16 protein-coding genes are annotated in these 15,979 nt (G+C 60.2%); 7 read left to right on the top strand and 9 right to left on the bottom strand.

The genetic code is table 11. The features are described from left to right. Positions 1-178: 178 nt before the first annotated feature. From B149_RS0100430 to B149_RS16040, 5 genes are all read right to left on the bottom strand, one after another. On the bottom strand, positions 179-2,884 hold the full coding sequence (locus tag B149_RS0100430) for a cation-transporting P-type ATPase (RefSeq protein WP_018123183.1): 2,706 nt from the start codon (positions 2,882-2,884) through the stop codon (positions 179-181). 214 nt (positions 2,885-3,098) lie between these two features. Further along, complete coding sequence (clpB, locus tag B149_RS0100435) at positions 3,099-5,696, bottom strand: ATP-dependent chaperone ClpB (RefSeq protein ID WP_018123184.1); 2,598 nt, start codon at positions 5,694-5,696, stop codon at positions 3,099-3,101. Positions 5,697-5,719: 23 nt separating this feature from the next. After that, complete coding sequence (locus B149_RS0100440; protein WP_018123185.1) at positions 5,720-6,052, bottom strand: chaperone modulator CbpM; 333 nt, start codon at positions 6,050-6,052, stop codon at positions 5,720-5,722. Between the two features lie 12 nt (positions 6,053-6,064). Further along, positions 6,065-7,036, bottom strand: coding sequence for a DnaJ C-terminal domain-containing protein (locus tag B149_RS0100445; protein WP_018123186.1), 972 nt, complete (start codon positions 7,034-7,036; stop codon positions 6,065-6,067). Between the two features lie 144 nt (positions 7,037-7,180). After that, on the bottom strand, positions 7,181-7,807 hold the full coding sequence (locus B149_RS16040) for a PHP domain-containing protein (protein ID WP_018123187.1): 627 nt from the start codon (positions 7,805-7,807) through the stop codon (positions 7,181-7,183). 125 nt (positions 7,808-7,932) lie between these two features. On the opposite strand from B149_RS16040, the gene B149_RS0100455 reads away from it, so the two are divergent. Together B149_RS0100455 and B149_RS0100460 are read left to right on the top strand one after the other, a co-directional pair. Then, positions 7,933-9,252: a BPG-independent phosphoglycerate mutase family protein gene (locus B149_RS0100455; RefSeq protein WP_018123188.1), complete on the top strand. Its 1,320-nt coding sequence runs from the start codon at positions 7,933-7,935 to the stop codon at positions 9,250-9,252. Continuing rightward, on the top strand, positions 9,252-9,806 hold the full coding sequence (locus B149_RS0100460; RefSeq protein WP_018123189.1) for a nucleotidyl transferase family protein: 555 nt from the start codon (positions 9,252-9,254) through the stop codon (positions 9,804-9,806). The genes B149_RS0100455 and B149_RS0100460 overlap by 1 nt, the downstream gene beginning before the upstream one ends. A 35-nt stretch (positions 9,807-9,841) precedes the next feature. On the opposite strand, the gene B149_RS0100465 is transcribed toward B149_RS0100460, so the two are convergent. Both B149_RS0100465 and B149_RS0100470 read right to left on the bottom strand, forming a co-directional pair. After that, complete coding sequence (locus B149_RS0100465; RefSeq protein ID WP_018123190.1) at positions 9,842-10,666, bottom strand: nitroreductase family protein; 825 nt, start codon at positions 10,664-10,666, stop codon at positions 9,842-9,844. Between the two features lie 119 nt (positions 10,667-10,785). After that, positions 10,786-11,088, bottom strand: a complete 303-nt coding sequence (locus B149_RS0100470; RefSeq protein ID WP_018123191.1) for a late competence development ComFB family protein — start codon at positions 11,086-11,088, stop codon at positions 10,786-10,788. Positions 11,089-11,217: 129 nt separating this feature from the next. On the opposite strand from B149_RS0100470, the gene B149_RS0100475 reads away from it, so the two are divergent. Beyond that, complete coding sequence (locus tag B149_RS0100475; RefSeq protein WP_018123192.1) at positions 11,218-11,847, top strand: hypothetical protein; 630 nt, start codon at positions 11,218-11,220, stop codon at positions 11,845-11,847. 82 nt (positions 11,848-11,929) lie between these two features. Here B149_RS0100475 and B149_RS0100480 read toward each other — a convergent pair whose 3' ends face one another. Together B149_RS0100480 and B149_RS0100485 are read right to left on the bottom strand one after the other, a co-directional pair. Further along, positions 11,930-12,847, bottom strand: coding sequence for a TIGR00269 family protein (locus B149_RS0100480; RefSeq protein WP_018123193.1), 918 nt, complete (start codon positions 12,845-12,847; stop codon positions 11,930-11,932). A 10-nt stretch (positions 12,848-12,857) separates the two neighbouring features. Beyond that, positions 12,858-13,055, bottom strand: coding sequence for a ubiquitin family protein (locus B149_RS0100485; RefSeq protein ID WP_018123194.1), 198 nt, complete (start codon positions 13,053-13,055; stop codon positions 12,858-12,860). 209 nt (positions 13,056-13,264) lie between these two features. Between B149_RS0100485 and B149_RS0100490 the strand changes: the two genes are divergently transcribed. From B149_RS0100490 to B149_RS0100505, 4 genes are all read left to right on the top strand, one after another. Continuing rightward, positions 13,265-13,642 (top strand): response regulator, encoded by a 378-nt coding sequence (locus B149_RS0100490; protein WP_018123195.1) that lies wholly within the window; start codon positions 13,265-13,267, stop codon positions 13,640-13,642. 125 nt (positions 13,643-13,767) lie between these two features. Further along, entirely contained in the window at positions 13,768-14,430 is a 663-nt protein-coding gene (locus tag B149_RS0100495; protein ID WP_018123196.1) for a site-2 protease family protein, read from the top strand. Positions 14,431-14,455: 25 nt separating this feature from the next. Continuing rightward, the gene (gene trpS / locus B149_RS0100500) at positions 14,456-15,445 is read left to right on the top strand and encodes a tryptophan--tRNA ligase (RefSeq protein WP_018123197.1); all 990 of its coding nucleotides are present in this window, start codon (positions 14,456-14,458) and stop codon (positions 15,443-15,445) included. Between the two features lie 33 nt (positions 15,446-15,478). Further along, a complete protein-coding gene (locus B149_RS0100505; protein ID WP_018123198.1) occupies positions 15,479-15,910 on the top strand; it encodes an FKBP-type peptidyl-prolyl cis-trans isomerase in 432 nt (143 codons plus the stop codon). The last annotated feature ends 69 nt before the right edge of the window (positions 15,911-15,979 follow it).

The following is a 15,979-nucleotide window of genomic DNA, read 5'->3' on the forward strand; positions in this document are numbered from 1 at the left end:
TTGTTAGCAAACTCACCCCATTCCCTTTCCCGCCCGTAAAGAAGGATGCCCCGCTGTGCTTCGCGACAGCGGGGCATCCTTCTTTACGGGCAAATCGGGGAGTCCAGAGGGCCCTCGGCCCTTTGGCGGGTGCAGGGCAGCGCCCTGCCTCTCGGAGTGCCGCCGGAGGCATGTTCTTTTATATATCCGACTCCACGCGTTTCTTGTCTGCTTCGACGAGCAGGAAGGCGATGATGCCGCAGCCGATGATCTTGAGCCAGTCGAGGAAGTCGAGGGGCGCGCTTTGGAAGATGTTCTGCATGAAGGGGGCGTAGGTGTAGAGCAACTGCAGAACGGCCATGATGCCGAAGCCTGCGGGCACCCACGGGTTGCTCATGAAGCCGAGGGTGAAGGGGGAGCTTCTGAAGGAGCGCGAGTTGAAGAGGTAGAAGGCTTCGACGGCGACAAAGACGTTGACGGCCATGGTTCTGGCTTTTTCCACGCTGGCACCGCCGAGCAGTTCCCATTTGAAGAGGCCGAAGGCGGCTATGAGCAGCAGAACGCTGACGAGTGCGATGCGGCTGAGGATGACCTTGTCGAGTATGGGGCGGTCCGGGCGTCTGGGGGTTCTTTCCATGATGCCGGGTTCTTTTGGTTCGAAGGCGAGCATCATGCCGAGGCAGCCTGCGGTGGTCATGTTGATCCAGAGGATTTGCAGGGGCAGGATGGGCAGGGTTGCGCCGAAGAGGATGGCGGTGAGGATGACGAGCCCTTCGCCTGCGTTGGTGGGCAGGGTCCAGGCTATGAACTTGACGAGGTTGGCGAATACGCCGCGTCCTTCTTCGACGGCGGCTTCGATGGTGCTGAAGTTGTCGTCCGTGAGCACCATGTCGGCTGCTTCCTTGGCGGCTTCGGTTCCGCTGATGCCCATGGCGATGCCGATGTCGGCCTGCTTGAGTGCGGGAGCGTCATTCACGCCGTCGCCGGTCATTGCACAGACTTCGCCGTGGGACTGCAAGGCCATGACGAGGCGGAGTTTCTGTTCGGGGGAGACGCGGGCGAAAACGGGGACGCCCTGCACGCGTTCACGCAGCTGCCTGTCGGTCATTTCGCCGATTTCCTTGCCGGTGAGTACGGGGCAGTCTCTGCCGAGGGTGCAGCCGTCGCCGCCGAGGCCCAGCATCATGCCGATGGCTTCTGCGGTGACGGCGTGGTCGCCGGTGATCATCTTGACCCGGATTCCGGCGCGCAGGCAGGTGCCGACGGCACGCTTGGCTTCTTCCCGGGGCGGGTCGATCATGCCCTGGACGCCGAGCAGGATCATTCCCTCTGCCACGTCTTCGTGTCCGAGTTCCTTGCCGTCGGGCAGTTCCTTTCGGGCAAGGGCGAGCACGCGCAATCCTTTGGAGGCAAGCTCGTGCTGGATGGCTACCATATGCTTGCGGTCGATGTCGGAGAGCGTTCCGTCGGCATTCATGACCTTGGAACAGTAGTCGAAGATTTTTTCGGCGGCGCCTTTCATGTACGCGACGTTGCGGTCATCCTCGCGGTGCAGGGTGACCATGTACTGCATCTCGGATTCGAAGGGGAGTTCGTCCTTTCTGGGGGCGTTGGCGTTTTCGTCCTTGCGCGACAGGCCGTATTTGAGCGCGGAGACGAGCAGGGCTGCCTCCGTGGGGTCGCCCTCAACGGTGTACTGGTCGTCGCTGTGGCGGATGACGGCGTCGTTGCAGAGCATTCCGGCGCGCAGACATTCGCGCAGGGCGGTGTTTTCGGTCACGGGCATGGAGCCGGCTTCGCGCGAGGCCAGTTCTCCCTGACTGGAATACCCGGTGCCAGTGACGTCGTAGAAGGAATCTCCGCTGTGGATTTCCTGCACGGTCATCTGGTTTTCGGTGAGTGTTCCGGTCTTGTCGGAGCAGATGACAGTGGTTCCGCCGAGGGTTTCCACGGCCGGGAGTTTGCGGATGATGGCCTTTTTCTCGGCCATTCGGGATACGCCGAGAGCGAGGATGATGGTCACGGCCGCGGGGAGCCCTTCGGGGATGGCGCCGACGGCGAGCGCCACGGCAGCCATGAAGGTTTCCGTGACGGGCTGGGCGCGCATCATGCCGAGCGCGAAGGAGGCACCTGCGAGTGCGAGGATAGCCACGAGAAGAATGTGGCTGAACCGGGTGATCTTGCGGGTCAGTGGGGTATCCAGTTCTTCTGCGGCGTCTATCATGCCGGAGATGCGGCCTATTTCAGTCTTGTTTCCGGTGGCGACCACGATGCCGTAGCCTTGCCCGTAGCTGACAAGGGTTCCTGCGAAGGCCATGCTGGTCCTGTCGGCCAGAACCGCGTCGTGATCTGCCGGAGTGCCGTTCTTTTCCACGGGGACCGATTCGCCGGTGAGTGTGGATTCGTCGACCCGAAGCTCCTTGCCGCGCACGATGCGGACGTCGGCGGGCACCTTGTCGCCGGAGCGAAGGATGATGATGTCACCGGGCACGATATCCGCGGCGTCGAGGCGCAGAGTTTCTCCTGCACGTATCACGGTGGCTTCCACGTGCATGGACGCGGCAAGCGAGTTGAGCGCCTTGACGGCCTTGGATTCCTGAAAGAAACCCACGAGCGCGTTGACGAGGACAACGGCGAGGATGACCGACGAGTCAACCCATTCACCGAGCGCGGCGGTGATGATGCCGGCCACGATGAGGATGTAGACCAGCGGCTGGTGGAACTGCAGCAGCAACCGTTGCAGGGCCGTCGCCTGCTTCTTGCCGCTGATGACGTTGGGGCCGAAGTTCTTCAGCCTGCGTTCAGACTCGAACTGGTCCAGCCCTTTTTCCGGGTCGGTGTCCAAAAGGTCGGCCACTTCTTCCGCCGGCATGTGATACCAGTGTTTTTCAAGCAGGGATTCCATGATTTCTCCGGTTCGATGCTTCGCTGTTATGTCGGTTCTTGAAAGTGCGGAATGGTGCGCGAATGATATTTCTAATTATGTACGATGTCCAAAGACCGGAGGAAGGTCAAGTGCATCTTTGCCGGTTGGTGAGTTGCGAAGGGGAGCTGGTTCAAAGAAAAAGGGGAACGCCGCTGGACGTTCCCCTTTTTTGAATGATCAATGTTGTGTCTGGTTAGCTGAAAACAAGCTCTCCATCGACCAGTTCCACGGTGACACTCTGGCCGTCCTGCAGGTCGCCGCTGATGATGCGCTTGGCAAGGGGCGTTTCGAGGTGCACCTGAAGGTAGCGGTGCAGCGGACGCGCCCCGAAGCTCGGATCGTAGGCGGACTGTGCGATGAATGCCTTGGCCTCATCGCTGATTGTCAGCTCGATCTTGCGGTCGGCCAGTCTTTCCCGGATGCCCTCGGCCAGCAGGTCCACGATCTTCACCAGCTGGTCCATGTGCAGCGGGCGGAAGAGCACGGTCTCGTCCACGCGGTTCAGGAACTCGGGCCTGAAATGCTGGCGGAGCGTGCCCATGACCTGATCCTCCACGCCTTCACGGAACTCGCCGGTCTCGTCGATGCCGTCGAGCATGTACTGTGCGCCGAGGTTGGAGGTCATGATGATCACCGTGTTCTTGAAATCAACGGTGCGACCGTGCGAATCGGTGAGGCGTCCGTCGTCGAGAATCTGGAGCAGCACGTTGAACACGTCGCCGTGTGCCTTTTCGATTTCGTCGAAGAGCACCACGGAGTAGGGCTTGCGGCGAACGACCTCGGTGAGCTGGCCGCCTTCATCGTAGCCGATGTACCCCGGAGGCGCGCCGATGAGCCGGGCCACGGTGTGCTTTTCCATATACTCGGACATGTCGATGCGCACCATGTTGTCCTGCGAGTCGAACAGAGCCTGCGCCAGCGTCTTGCACAGCTCGGTCTTGCCCACGCCGGTGGGGCCGAGGAAGATGAACGAGCCGATGGGGCGAGCCGGATTTTTCAGGCCCGCGCGGGCGCGAAGCACGGCGTCGGCCACGGCCTGTACCGCCTGTTCCTGTCCGATGACCCGTTCGTGGAGCTGCTCGCCGAGGCGCAGCAGCTTCTCGCGTTCGCCTTCCAGCAGCTTGGAAACCGGGATGCCGGTCCAGCGGGCGATGACCTGCGCCACGTCGTCCGGTCCCACTTCCTCCTTGACCATGCGCTGCCCTTCGCCGTCTTCGAGCGCCTTGTTGCGCTCGGCGAGTTCCCTTTGCAGGGCGTTGAGCTTGCCGTATTCAAGCTCCGCGGCGCGGTTGTAATCGTGAATACGCTTGGCTTCGTCGATTTCCAGCCGCACGGATTCGATTTCTTCCTTGATGGAGCGCAGCTTTTCGATGCCGCCCTTTTCATTTTCCCACTGGGCGGTAAGACGGGCCTGTTTTTCCTTGAGGTCGGCCAACTCTTTTTCCAGTTTCTCAAGGCGTTCTCTGGAGGCCTCGTCGGATTCGCGCTTGAGGGCTTCGCGCTCAATCTCAAGCTGCATCACCTGACGGCTGGCCTTGTCCAGTTCATAGGGCTGGGAGTCTATCTCGGTACGGATAAGGGCCGCGGCCTCATCAATGAGGTCGATGGCCTTGTCCGGGAGTTGGCGGTCGGAGATGTAGCGGTTGGAAAGCACCGCTGCCTCGACCACCGCACCGTCCGAGATGCGCACGCCGTGATGCACTTCAAAGCGCTCGCGCAGGCCACGCAGGATGGAAATGGTGTCCTCCACGCTCGGTTCGTCCACCATCACGGTCTGGAAGCGGCGTTCCAGCGCCGGGTCCTTTTCGATGTGCTTGCGATATTCCTCGGTGGTGGTTGCGCCGATGCAGTGCAGTTCGCCGCGTGCCAGCATGGGCTTGAGCAGGTTGCCCGCGTCCATGGCGCCGTCGGTCTTGCCCGCACCCACTATGGTGTGGATCTCGTCGATGAACATGATGATCCGGCCCGCGCTTTCCTGCACTTCCTTGAGCACGGCCTTGAGGCGCTCCTCGAACTCGCCGCGGTACTTCGCGCCGGCGATGAGTGAACCCATGTCGAGAGCGAAGATCAACTTGTCCTTGAGCCCCTCGGGCACGTCGCCCTTGACGATGCGCTGGGCCAAACCTTCCGCGATGGCGGTCTTGCCGACGCCCGCGTCGCCGATGAGCACCGGGTTGTTCTTGGTACGTCGGGAGAGAATGCGGATCACGCGCCGAATCTCCGCATCGCGGCCAATCACCGGGTCGAGTTTGCCGCTCTTGGCTGCCTCCACCAGATCGCGTCCGTATTTCTTGAGCGAATCGTAGGTGGCCTCGGGGTTGTCCGAAGTCACGCGTTGGTTGCCGCGCACTTCGGTCAGGGCTTCAAGCACCCTGTCCTTGTTGAGGTTGAACTGCTTGTTGACGCGGCCCACGCCGGAGGAAGGCGGTTCGTCCATGAGCGCGAGGAATATGTGCTCGACGCTGATGTACTCGTCCTGCATCCGTTTGGCGTGCTCGTCCGCCGTGACCAACGCACGCTGCAAACGCTGCGTGACGACGATCTGGTCCGGTCTGGCGCCGGGGCCGGAGACGCTGGGCAACTTCTTGATTTCGGCTTCGAGCGCGCCGGAGTAGCGGCCGGGCTCGGTGCCGAGCTTGGACAGGATCTGCGGAACGAGTCCGCCGTCCTGCATGGCGAGGGCGTAGAGCAGGTGCTCCGCGTCTATCTGTTGATGCCCGTGCCGAATGGCGAGGTTCTGCGCCTCGGAAACGGCTTCCTGGGTCTTTTTGGTGAACTTGTTCGGGTCCATGTATGTACCTCCTTGGAGAAAAACTAGCGCTGCTTGAGCTCGGTAATCTCGCTTTCCAGCTCCTCGATGCGTTCGAGAAGATCAACGATGATGCTGCCGCCGGTGAAGGTGATTTCGAGGTCGTGGCAGATGCGCATGAGTTTCTGTATCCGGTACACATCCCGGTGGCTGAAGATGTACTCGTCGGAAGCGGTTCTGGCAGGTTCTATCCAGCCCAGCTCGGTCAACTCGGCCATGGCCCCGGGGGTGACGCCGGTCAGCTCCACGAGCTGGGTCCAGGCCACGTTGGTGGAGCGTTCCGGCAGATTGAGGCCGGGGATCGAAAGCAGGGTCTGCTTGAGTTTCCGCGTGGGCATGAATGCTACCTCCTAAAAGTCTCTCGGCGTGAAGGACGACTTCTCGGCCAGTTCTTCCATGAGTTCCCGTTCTTCCTTGGAAAGTTTCTGCGGCACCTGAATCATGATGCGCACGTACTGGTCGCCTCGTTTGGCGCCGGTGCCGAGCCCCTTGTCCCTGATGCGCAGCTTCTTGCCGGAACCGATTCCCGCGGGGATGTTCATGTCCACGGAACCGTCCAGCGTGGGCACGCGGACCTTGGTGCCGAGGGCGGCCTCCCATGGTGCCAGCGGCAGATCAAGGGTGACGTTCGCTCCATCCACCGAGAAGCGGGGGTGCTTGCGAAGCCTGATCTTCAGGAACAGGTCGCCTGACGGACCACCGGCGGGGCCGGGATGTCCCTGGCCGGAGAGCCGGATGCGCTGGCCGTCCTTGATGCCTGCGGGTACGTTTACGTCCAGCGTCTTGGTTGACGGCGCTCCGGTGGGGCCGGTCTCGGTCAGGGTGATGGTCTTCTGACCGCCCTGAAAGGCCTCTTCAAGCGACAGCTCGTAAATGGCCTCGGAGTCCTGTCCCTTGCGCGGGCGCTGTTGGAAATGCTGGCCTCCGAAACCGCCTGTCTGGCGGAAGCCGCTGCGGAAATCCCCGCCCGCGCCGCCGAAGATGGTCTCGAAGAAGTCGCTGAAGCCGCCTGCATCGCCGAAGCCTCCACCGCCTCCGCCGAAGTCGAAGTGCATGTTTTCATAGCCCGGCGGGGGCTGGAAATTCTGTCCGTGCTCCCAGTTGGAACCGAACTGGTCGTACAGCTTTCGCTTTTCGGGATCCTTGAGGACTTCGTAGGCCTCGCCGATCTCCTTGAACTTGTCCTCGGCGCTCTTGTCGTTGGGGTTCAGGTCCGGATGGTACTTTCGGGCAAGCTTTTTGTAAGCCTTGCCGATTTCCTCCTTGCTGGCGGACCGGGATACCCCGAGAACCTTATAGTAGTCTTTGTATTCGACGCTCATGTACGTCGCACTCCTTGAACGAAAAGATTTCTCGATTTCAATGTCCTAGGATAATGCACGACACTGTCAAGTCAAGACCCGCCGATGGAAAAATACCATGACTTTTCCACAGGCGTTTTTAGTTTATTAACAGGGTGGCAGGGTTCAGCCTGCGGAGCGAAGGTCGGGCAGCGGCGGGTCGATGGACTCGCCGTGGGGGTGGAAGCATTTGTTGCGCAAGGCGCTCACGAGGTCCGTGCGGGAGCGGACGGGGACGGTGAAGCATGTGGGGCGGGTGGCGATTTCATCCGGAGTGTGGGCGTCGGAACCGGCGGTCATGGCAAGCCCCCGGCGGCGGGCCATATGCATGGCGCGGATGTTTTCCTCAGGGCGATTGCGGCCGTTGGCCACTTCCACGATGTCGCACAGGCCGGGACCGAATATCGATGCGTCGGCGGGGCGGGCCTGCCTGAACGGATGAGCCCCTATGATCGCGCCGTCGTTGTCGTGGACATGTTCCACGAGTTTCGGGGCGCTCATGCCGGGGGTGATTTTCTCAAAGGGGCCGAATATGAGATAGTCGCCTTCATCGGTGGCGTATTCCATGCCGATGATGACCTGCAAGCCGTTTTCCTGTTTGCCTTCACGGACAAGCTGCCGCGCCCGCATGGTGTCGTGGTCGGTGATGCACACGGCGTCCATGCCCAGAAGCCGGGCTCTGGTGAGGATGGTGTCCATTTCGAGAATGGAGCACGGTGAAATGGAACTGTGGACGTGCAGGTCGATGAGCATGTCTATTTATGAACACTCCCCGGGTGGATTGCAAATATCAATGCTCTATCCGGTTGCGTAGAGGGCATAGATAAAATATATCCTCGGCAGATTCGGACGCATGTCCGAAATACAAGGGAGCCGCAATGCCTAAGAAATGCATAGTGATATTGTTGGATGGAATAGGGGACCGCAGTTACGCCCGATACGGAAACCGCACGCCGCTTCAGGCCGCCGAGACCCCGAATTTGGACAGGTTGTCCACGCTGGGCTGCAATGGTCTGTACCATGCCGGGAAGCTCGGCCAGCCGCTGCCCAGTGAACTGGCGCACTTCACCATGTTCGGCTACGAGCAGGACGCGTTTCCCGGAAGGGGCGCGCTGGAGGCGCTCGGGGCCGACATCCCGCTGGAGCCGGATGACGTGGCCGTGCTGGCTCACTTCGTTCATCTCAAGAACGAAGAGGGCAGGCTCAAGCTCGGGTACGACCGCATGTGCGGCGACAACAACGAGATTGAGACCTACTGCAAGACCGTGGCGGAGTACGAGGTGGACGACGTCACTATCCGCTTCCATCCCACCAAGCGCATGTTCGGAGTGGTCACCCTGCATGGCGAAGTGGCGCCGTGCTTTACGGACTCCAACCCCATGGTCGATGGACGCTGGCTATCGGACGTGGTGCCGCTGGACTCCCACCGTGGCGACGCCCGTTGCGTGCGCGCGGCCGGGGCGCTCAAAAAATATCTGGCATGGGCCTACCGCCAGCTGGAAGCGACGGAAGTCAACAAGATCCGCGAACGGCAGGGGCTTCCCTCCATCAACGGCATCGTAACCCAGCGCGCGGGGCAGCTCGGCAGCGTGCAGTCGTTCCGTGAACGGCACGGCCTTACGGGCCTGAGCATCGCCAGCGGGGTCATGTATCGCGGTTTGGCGCACTACCTCGGCATGGACTTCGAGCGCGCCGTGGATTCGGGCGACCACGCCTTCGACATTTCATCGCGTATCCGCCGCGCCATTGATAAATTCGACGACTACGACTTCATCCACGTGCACACCAAGGCGCCGGATCAGGCCGCGCATACCAAGAGTCCGGATGCCAAGCGCAAGGTCATCGAAGCGATCGACACCGGCCTCGGCATGGTCATCGATGAGCTGCTGGCCGACCCGGAACTGCTGGTGGTGGTAACCGCCGATCACTCCACGCCGAGCTGCGGCGACATGATCCACTCCGGCGAACCGGTGCCCATGACCTTCGTGGGACAGGGAGTGCGCAAGGACAAGGTGCACTATTACGATGAAATCGCTGTGGCCACCGGCTGCCTCGGGTACCCTCGGGGCGACGAGTTCATGCATCTGGTCCTGAACTACCTCGACAGGGGCCGCCTGAAGGGGATCCGGGACTCGGCTTCGAGCCAACTGTTCTGGCCGGGCGATTATCGGCCGTTCATCCTGCCGGGAGAGGAATGATGCATCCGCTCGGAGTCATTCACGGCCGGTTTCAGGTGCTCCACGTTGATCACCTGAAATACCTGCTGGCCGGGAAGCGGCTTTGCGAGCATCTGGTGGTCGGCATCACCAATCCGGACCCGGAACTGACGGCGGGCGAAGCGGCTGATCCTGAACGCGACGACCCGCGCAACAATCCGCTGACCTACTGGGAGCGGCAGGTCATGGTGCGCGAGGTACTGACTGGAGCGGGGGTTGATCCGGGCGATTTTTCCGTAGTGCCGCTTCCCATCAACAAGCCGGAGCGAATCAGATACTACGTCCCCATGGACGCTCTGTTCTTTCTGACCATCTATGATGAATGGGGCCGCGCCAAGCTGCGGCGGTTCCGGGCGCTGGAGCTTGATACTCACGTGCTCTGGGAGCGTCCCCCCGAAGAGAAGGGCATCAGCGCAGGCACCGTCAGGGAAGCGCTAGCCCGAGGCGAGGATGTTTCGTCTATGGTGCCGCCGGAAACCCTTCGGCTCGTGAAGCGGTGGGGATTGGCGCAGCGACTGCGTGAAATCGGGGAATGAAGAAAGGCCGGGGTGTTCCCCGGCCTTTTTTGCATCTAGTAACGGACGCGGTTGACTGCCGTATTGTCGCGTTTGACCGTGCGGTGATACTTGAGGGCCGGGTTGCCGAAGAGCATCACATAAACGGACTTGTGGTCCTCGGGCACGCCCAGCTTGCGGCCGAGTTCCGGCACGATGTCGAACAGGGCGTACTTGCCCAGCCCGCACCAGACAGTACCGACGCCCTTTGAAGCGGCGCAGAGCTCAAAGTAACTCAGGGCGATGAACGGGTCTGCCTCCGGGCATGGGGAATCTTCGGGAGAGGATGCGATGATCATGTGCGGAGCACCCCGGAAAGGTACGTCGATGCCCTGCTCCCAAGCCCCGATGAACTGTTCGAAAGGCGCATACCGCTCAGGAAGGTTTCCTTGCTGCACTGCCGTGCGGATGCCTTCAAAGGCTTCTTCACGGATCTTGTCCATGGTCTCGGTGTCATCCACGAGAGTGAAGAGCAGGCGGCGGTTGTTCACGCCTGTTGGGGCGTGCGCCAGCATGTCCATGAGCCATTCCACGGTTTCGGGGGCCACGTTTTCCTTTTTGTAACGGCGGGTGGAGCGGCGGCCGCGCACCAGCGCCTCCATCTGTTCGGGCGTGGGCAGCGCGCCATCGAGGGGCAGGCAGTCTTCCGGCGAAGTCCCCAAAATGGACAGCGCGCCGGGCTTGCAGATCGCCAGACAGTGCTGACAGCGTATACATTCTTCCTCGCCCCCATCCTTGATGCGCGGAAATTCCGGCTCAAGCTCAATGATGGAGCGCGGACAGTCTGCGACGCATTCGCCGCATTTGGTGCATTTTTCCTGATCAATGGTGAATTCAAGCATATTTTCTCCCTTCGGTCTTTTTCAGGTTAGCCTTTTGCTGCGAATTTACCACGGCGGATGAAAAAGTGAAGAAGGCACCCCCAGGTGCCCTCGTGTGTTTTCGGTAATCGCGGAGCGGATCAATCGCCACTGCGCGTTGGGTTCGCCAGCACTCGCTTGACGGCCTCGCGCATCTGCTGACGGATTTCATCGTCGGGCAGCTTGTTGGAAATGACGATGCTCCCGCGCTGGCTGTAGCGGGGCGGCAACAGATTCAGGGTGAGGGCGAAGATGTCCTGAAGGTCCAGCGGATCGAATTGGTGGCCCGGCGCCTCTTCTTCCAGAAGGCCGGGCATGAGCGTTGCCACGCGCTTCTCGTTTCTGTTGCGGATGCCGGAAAGATCCACGCCGTTCACCGGAGGTATCTCGTGGGGTGTTGTCATGCGGACTCCTCGTTTTGTTCTCACAGTAACGCATCACGGCGCCGATGTACAAGTCTTTAGGGTTTTGGCATGGCCGATGCATCTTCTGCTGCGGATCGTCATCAAAACGACACGCAGGAGGACAGGGTAATGACGCCTTATGTGAGCAACGCGCTCGGAAGTTACAGCAGCAACGCCTATACGGTTTCCTCGCAGAAGCAGGAGGAGGCGGAATCCGCGTCCAAGACCACGGACACCGCCAATAAGTCCGATGAGAGCCAAAAGGGTTCCGACGGTTCGTCCGTGGCCAACCGTGTCGCCGAGCTGCTCAAGGAGATGCCCAAGGATGCCTTTGGACGCATGTCTTTCGAGGAAATAAGCAAATATCGCAAGCAGGTCGAAGAGCAGTTCGACAGCGAGATTCGCGCTGAACTCAAGGAGCTCGGCGTGGACGTGGATTCCAAGTTTCAACTTATTTACGACGAATCGACCCAGCGTGTGGTGGTGGGCAACGATCATCCCGACAAGGACAAGATCGAGGCCTATTTCGCGGACAACCCGAACCGCGTGAAGCAGTTCAACACCATCATGGACCTGTACGAGGTGGAGCAGCTCAGCCAGAACCGCATGAATCCGCAGCAGCTGCGTCAGAAACTCAACACCCAGAGCATGGCCTTCTGGATGCAGCAAAATGGTGGAAACGACATGTTCACGGGAATTCAGGGCATCATGTTCGACGCTCAGAACAGCTATATGCGCGCTCTGAACATGAAGGTCTAGCCGACCGAATCGGATTTTCGTCAAAAAAGCGCGGTCCCGGATACCCGGAGCCGCGCTTTCTCGTTCTGGATGAGGTGGCGCCTTATTCGGCTTCGGCCATTTTTTCCTTAAGCGCCGTCCTGATGCGGCAGACACCGCACAGGTCCAGCGAGGTGGGTGAGCCGCACTCGCCGCAGGGAGAGACTTTGTCGCCTTCTTCCTTGTTCAGCATGGCGAACGCCGGGCGTCCTTTCTTGAGGAATCCCTCGTAAAAGGAGAATTTGCTTCCGGGGCTCTTGTATTCCAGCTCACCGAGCAGGTGCTTGTGGTTGGTGAAGCTGGCGCCGCCGGAGTAGGGGCAGGGATCGGAGTGAATCTCGATGCCCTTGAGAAACGCGTAGTTTGCGGTTTCGAATTCGCTCAGGCGATAGAGCGGTTTGACCTTGCGCACGAAGCCTTCCTCGGCGGGCAGGGTCGGTCCCTGGTCGGAAAGGTAGCCCGCATCCCAGCGCAGGGTGTTGGCGAACAGACGGGCCGCCTCGTCGTCGAGGTTGTGCCCCGTGGCCAGCGCGTCGTAGCCGCCCTCGCGCGCGATTCTGTTGAAATAATGTCGTTTGATTTTGCCGCAGACCGAGCAGACCGGCCTATTGATGTGCTTCTTGATGGCCGGGATGGGCAATCCTTCATTGGCGACTTCGAGCACCTGAAGCTTGAGGCCGTGCAGTTCGCAGAACGCCTCGACCTTGGCGCGTGCTTTTTCAGAGCTGCGGGGGATGCCCAGATCGATGTGCAGGCCCGTGACGTCGTAACCCTGAAGGGAAAGTTCCAGCATCAGCGCCAGCGAGTCCTTGCCGCCGGAAAGGGCCACCAGGATTCGCTCTTCATGGGTGAACATTTTCTGTCTGCGGATGGCTGTTTCCACCTGTCTGGTGAAGAACAGCGGGTAACAGTCCTTGCAGAAGGCCGTGTTGTGACTCGGAAGGGATACGACGGCTTTTGCCTTGCAGCGCTTGCATTTCATGGCAAACCTCCTATCCTGCGCTGGTTACTTTGCGCACGAGCAGGTGGTCGCCGTGCAGCAGTCTTTCATCTGGCGTGAGCAGCTCGCCGTCACGAATGATCAGGGCCATGGTGTGCCTGAGTTCGAGGCGGTTGAGCATGGCGATCACGGTGCGTACCTTGTGCATTTCGACGGTTTTTCCGTCGGGTTCGACTTGAACGGTGATCATGTTGTCTCCTTTCCCGCAGGATTTTCCTCTCCCGGCGGGGCAGGGTCTTTTAGCCCTAGACGGCACGGTTCGCAAGGATATGTCTCGTGCGGGAATGCTCTGGAACGCGGTGAGGGGTTAGAATTGTCCACCATTTGTTGAACAGGTGTTGACCGAAAAATGAATTTTCCCTTACATTGAGCCATGACTGAAAACCCTCTGGAGGACTAATGGATCAACACAAGATACTCGTCGTCGACAATGAAAAGCATATTCGCATGCTTTATCGGGAGGAGCTTGAAGCCGAAGGCTTCCAGGTGGCGACTTCCGACGGCGAGGAGGACATCCTCGACGTCATACACAGGGAAGAGCCGGATATCGTCATTCTGGATATCAAGCTCGGAGTGAACCGTTCCGGGTTGGATCTTCTGCAGGAAATCCGAACCGAAAGCCAGACGCTGCCGGTTATCCTGTCCACCGCCTACGACTCCTACCAGCACGACATCAAGTCTATCGCCGCGGATTATTATGTGGTTAAATCCGTGGACCTCACCGAGTTGAAGGACAAGGTGCGCATGGCCGTGAGCAAGGCCAGCGTTGCCGGGTGACGACGCCCAGCGCGCGTTTTTTCATCGCGGCGGCAACCTGTTTCGGGGTTGCCGCCGCGCCTTTGGGTGCCCTGTCGGAGATGAATCTCCTTGCCTGCCGGGGGTGGCTGTGGTAGCCGCTCTTCATGTTCGACATATCCAGCACCATCCGGGAGATAGCCGTGCTCGCCGTGCCTCTTCTGGCGGCACTCACCCTGCACGAGCTCGCTCACGGATTCGTCGCCTACAAGCTGGGCGACCCCACGGCCAAGAGGGCGGGACGCCTCACCCTCAACCCGCTCAAGCACCTGGACCCCATCGGGACCGTCGTGTTTTTTCTCATCAAGATAGGCTGGGCCAAGCCCGTGCCGGTGGACCCGCGGTACTTCAAGAACCCTCGGGCAGGCATGGCGCTTGTCTCCATTGCCGGTCCCGGAGCGAATTTCATTCTGGCAGCGATTTTTGCGGCTGGGTTTCATCTCATCAACAGCACCACCGTGTCCGACCCGGAAGGGATGGCTTTGAAGGTGCTGGTGCCGCTTTTGCTCATCTGTCAGGCCGGCGTGCTGGTGAACCTGATTCTGGGCGTGTTCAACCTGCTGCCTGTTCCGCCGCTGGACGGCTCGGGCATCGTGCAGTATTTTCTTCCGCAGCGGCTTGCGTACCAGTACGAGCGTTTCGGACGCTACGGCATTTTCGTGATACTCGGACTGTTCATTCTGGGCGACATACTCGGCTTCAGCGTGCTTGGCACGTTCCTGTTCCCACCCGTTCGTTTCGGAGCGGCGTTGCTTGGTGTTCCCCTCTAACCGATACAACCACAAGATTATCCCCATGAGCGAAAAGAAACGCATCCTCTCCGGCATGAGACCCACCGGCCCCCTGCATCTTGGTCACTACTTCGGCGTCATCGCCAACTGGATCAACCTGCAGGACGAATACGACTGTTATTTCTTCGTGGCCGACTGGCACGCCCTCACCAGCGAATACGCGGACTCCTCCAGAATCAAGGGTTTCGTGCCCGGTCTGGTGCAGGACTGGCTGGCCGCAGGCATCGACCCCGAGAAGTGCGTGGTCTTTCAGCAGTCCATGATCAAGGAACATGCCGAACTGTTCCTTATCCTTTCCATGGTCACGCCGCTTGGCTGGCTGGAGCGCAACCCCACCTGGAAGGAGCAGCGCGAACAGCTCACCAACAAGGACATCCATACCCACGGCTTCCTCGGTTACCCCGTATTGCAGGCAGCGGATATCCTGATGTACCTTCCGGACGCCGTGCCCGTGGGCAAGGACCAGCTGCCGCACCTCGAACTCAACCGCGAGATAGCGCGTCGGTTCAATCATATTTTCGGCAGGGACTTCTTCCCCGAGCCCAAGGACCTGCTCACCGAGGAGGCCAAACTGCCGGGGCTGGACGGACGCAAGATGTCCAAAAGCTACGGCAACGCCATCGGCCTGTCCGAGGACATGGACACCATCGTGCCCAAGGTCCGCGGAATGCTTACGGACGAAAATCGCAAGCGCAAGGCCGACCCTGGCGACCCGTCCATCTGCAACCTGTTCCCGTACCACAAGCTCATGACCGATCCCGCGCGCCTGCCGGAAATCGAAGCGGGCTGCCGGGACGCGAGCTGGGGTTGCGTGGACTGTAAGAAGCTGCTGTTGGAGTCGCTCGAAAAATTCCTCGCCCCCATTCAGGAGCGGCGCAAGAGCCTCGACGAGGACACGCTCGCCGACATTCTGAACGAGGGCAACAAGAAGGCCCGCGCCTATGCACAGGATACCATGCAGCAGGTGCGTGAAATAATCGGTTTCGACTTTTAGCGAATCCGCAACCCGAACCGAAGGAAGGGCTTTATGTCCGTCGCTAACGAAGGCAGCAAGGTTAAGGTCAATTACACAGGCAAATACAAGGACACCGGCGAGGTGTTCGACAGCAGCGAAGGACGGGAGCCCCTGGAGTTTGTTCTCGGTGAGGGCATGGTCATCGCCGGTTTCGAGAAAGCGGTTGTCGGCATGAAGGCCGGCGAAACCGCCAGCATCGAGATTCCGCCGGAAGAAGGCTACGGCTCCACCCGCCCTGAACTCATCTTCGAGGTGCGCCGCGAGCAGCTGCCCCCGAACATCGCTCCCGAAGAAGGCATGATGCTGGAAGTGGCCACCGAATCCGGTCAGGCCGCCTACGTCCGCGTCAGCGATGTGGCGGAAGAGACCGTCACCCTCGACGGCAACCACCCGCTGGCCGACCAGACGCTTCAGTTCGACATCGAACTGGTCGAAGTGTCCTAGCTTCAGGCTCGTCAGAAAGTACTCGGCCCCGCTTCGGCGGGGCCGTTTTCTTGAATGCATCAGGGGAGG

This window comes from Desulfovibrio oxyclinae DSM 11498 (genome assembly GCF_000375485.1).
Taxonomy (GTDB): domain Bacteria; phylum Desulfobacterota; class Desulfovibrionia; order Desulfovibrionales; family Desulfovibrionaceae; genus Pseudodesulfovibrio; species Pseudodesulfovibrio oxyclinae.

Coding starts and splice junctions, on each gene's coding strand:
- B149_RS0100430 (WP_018123183.1), bottom strand. CDS start 2,884: ATGGAATCCCTGCTTGAAAAACACTGGTATCACATGCCGGCGGAAGAA.
- clpB (WP_018123184.1), bottom strand. CDS start 5,696: ATGGACCCGAACAAGTTCACCAAAAAGACCCAGGAAGCCGTTTCCGAG.
- B149_RS0100440 (WP_018123185.1), bottom strand. CDS start 6,052: ATGCCCACGCGGAAACTCAAGCAGACCCTGCTTTCGATCCCCGGCCTC.
- B149_RS0100445 (WP_018123186.1), bottom strand. CDS start 7,036: ATGAGCGTCGAATACAAAGACTACTATAAGGTTCTCGGGGTATCCCGG.
- B149_RS16040 (WP_018123187.1), bottom strand. CDS start 7,807: ATGCTCATCGACCTGCACGTCCACAGTTCCATTTCACCGTGCTCCATT.
- B149_RS0100455 (WP_018123188.1), top strand. CDS start 7,933: ATGCCTAAGAAATGCATAGTGATATTGTTGGATGGAATAGGGGACCGC.
- B149_RS0100460 (WP_018123189.1), top strand. CDS start 9,252: ATGCATCCGCTCGGAGTCATTCACGGCCGGTTTCAGGTGCTCCACGTT.
- B149_RS0100465 (WP_018123190.1), bottom strand. CDS start 10,666: ATGCTTGAATTCACCATTGATCAGGAAAAATGCACCAAATGCGGCGAA.
- B149_RS0100470 (WP_018123191.1), bottom strand. CDS start 11,088: ATGACAACACCCCACGAGATACCTCCGGTGAACGGCGTGGATCTTTCC.
- B149_RS0100475 (WP_018123192.1), top strand. CDS start 11,218: ATGACGCCTTATGTGAGCAACGCGCTCGGAAGTTACAGCAGCAACGCC.
- B149_RS0100480 (WP_018123193.1), bottom strand. CDS start 12,847: ATGAAATGCAAGCGCTGCAAGGCAAAAGCCGTCGTATCCCTTCCGAGT.
- B149_RS0100485 (WP_018123194.1), bottom strand. CDS start 13,055: ATGATCACCGTTCAAGTCGAACCCGACGGAAAAACCGTCGAAATGCAC.
- B149_RS0100490 (WP_018123195.1), top strand. CDS start 13,265: ATGGATCAACACAAGATACTCGTCGTCGACAATGAAAAGCATATTCGC.
- B149_RS0100495 (WP_018123196.1), top strand. CDS start 13,768: ATGTTCGACATATCCAGCACCATCCGGGAGATAGCCGTGCTCGCCGTG.
- trpS (WP_018123197.1), top strand. CDS start 14,456: ATGAGCGAAAAGAAACGCATCCTCTCCGGCATGAGACCCACCGGCCCC.
- B149_RS0100505 (WP_018123198.1), top strand. CDS start 15,479: ATGTCCGTCGCTAACGAAGGCAGCAAGGTTAAGGTCAATTACACAGGC.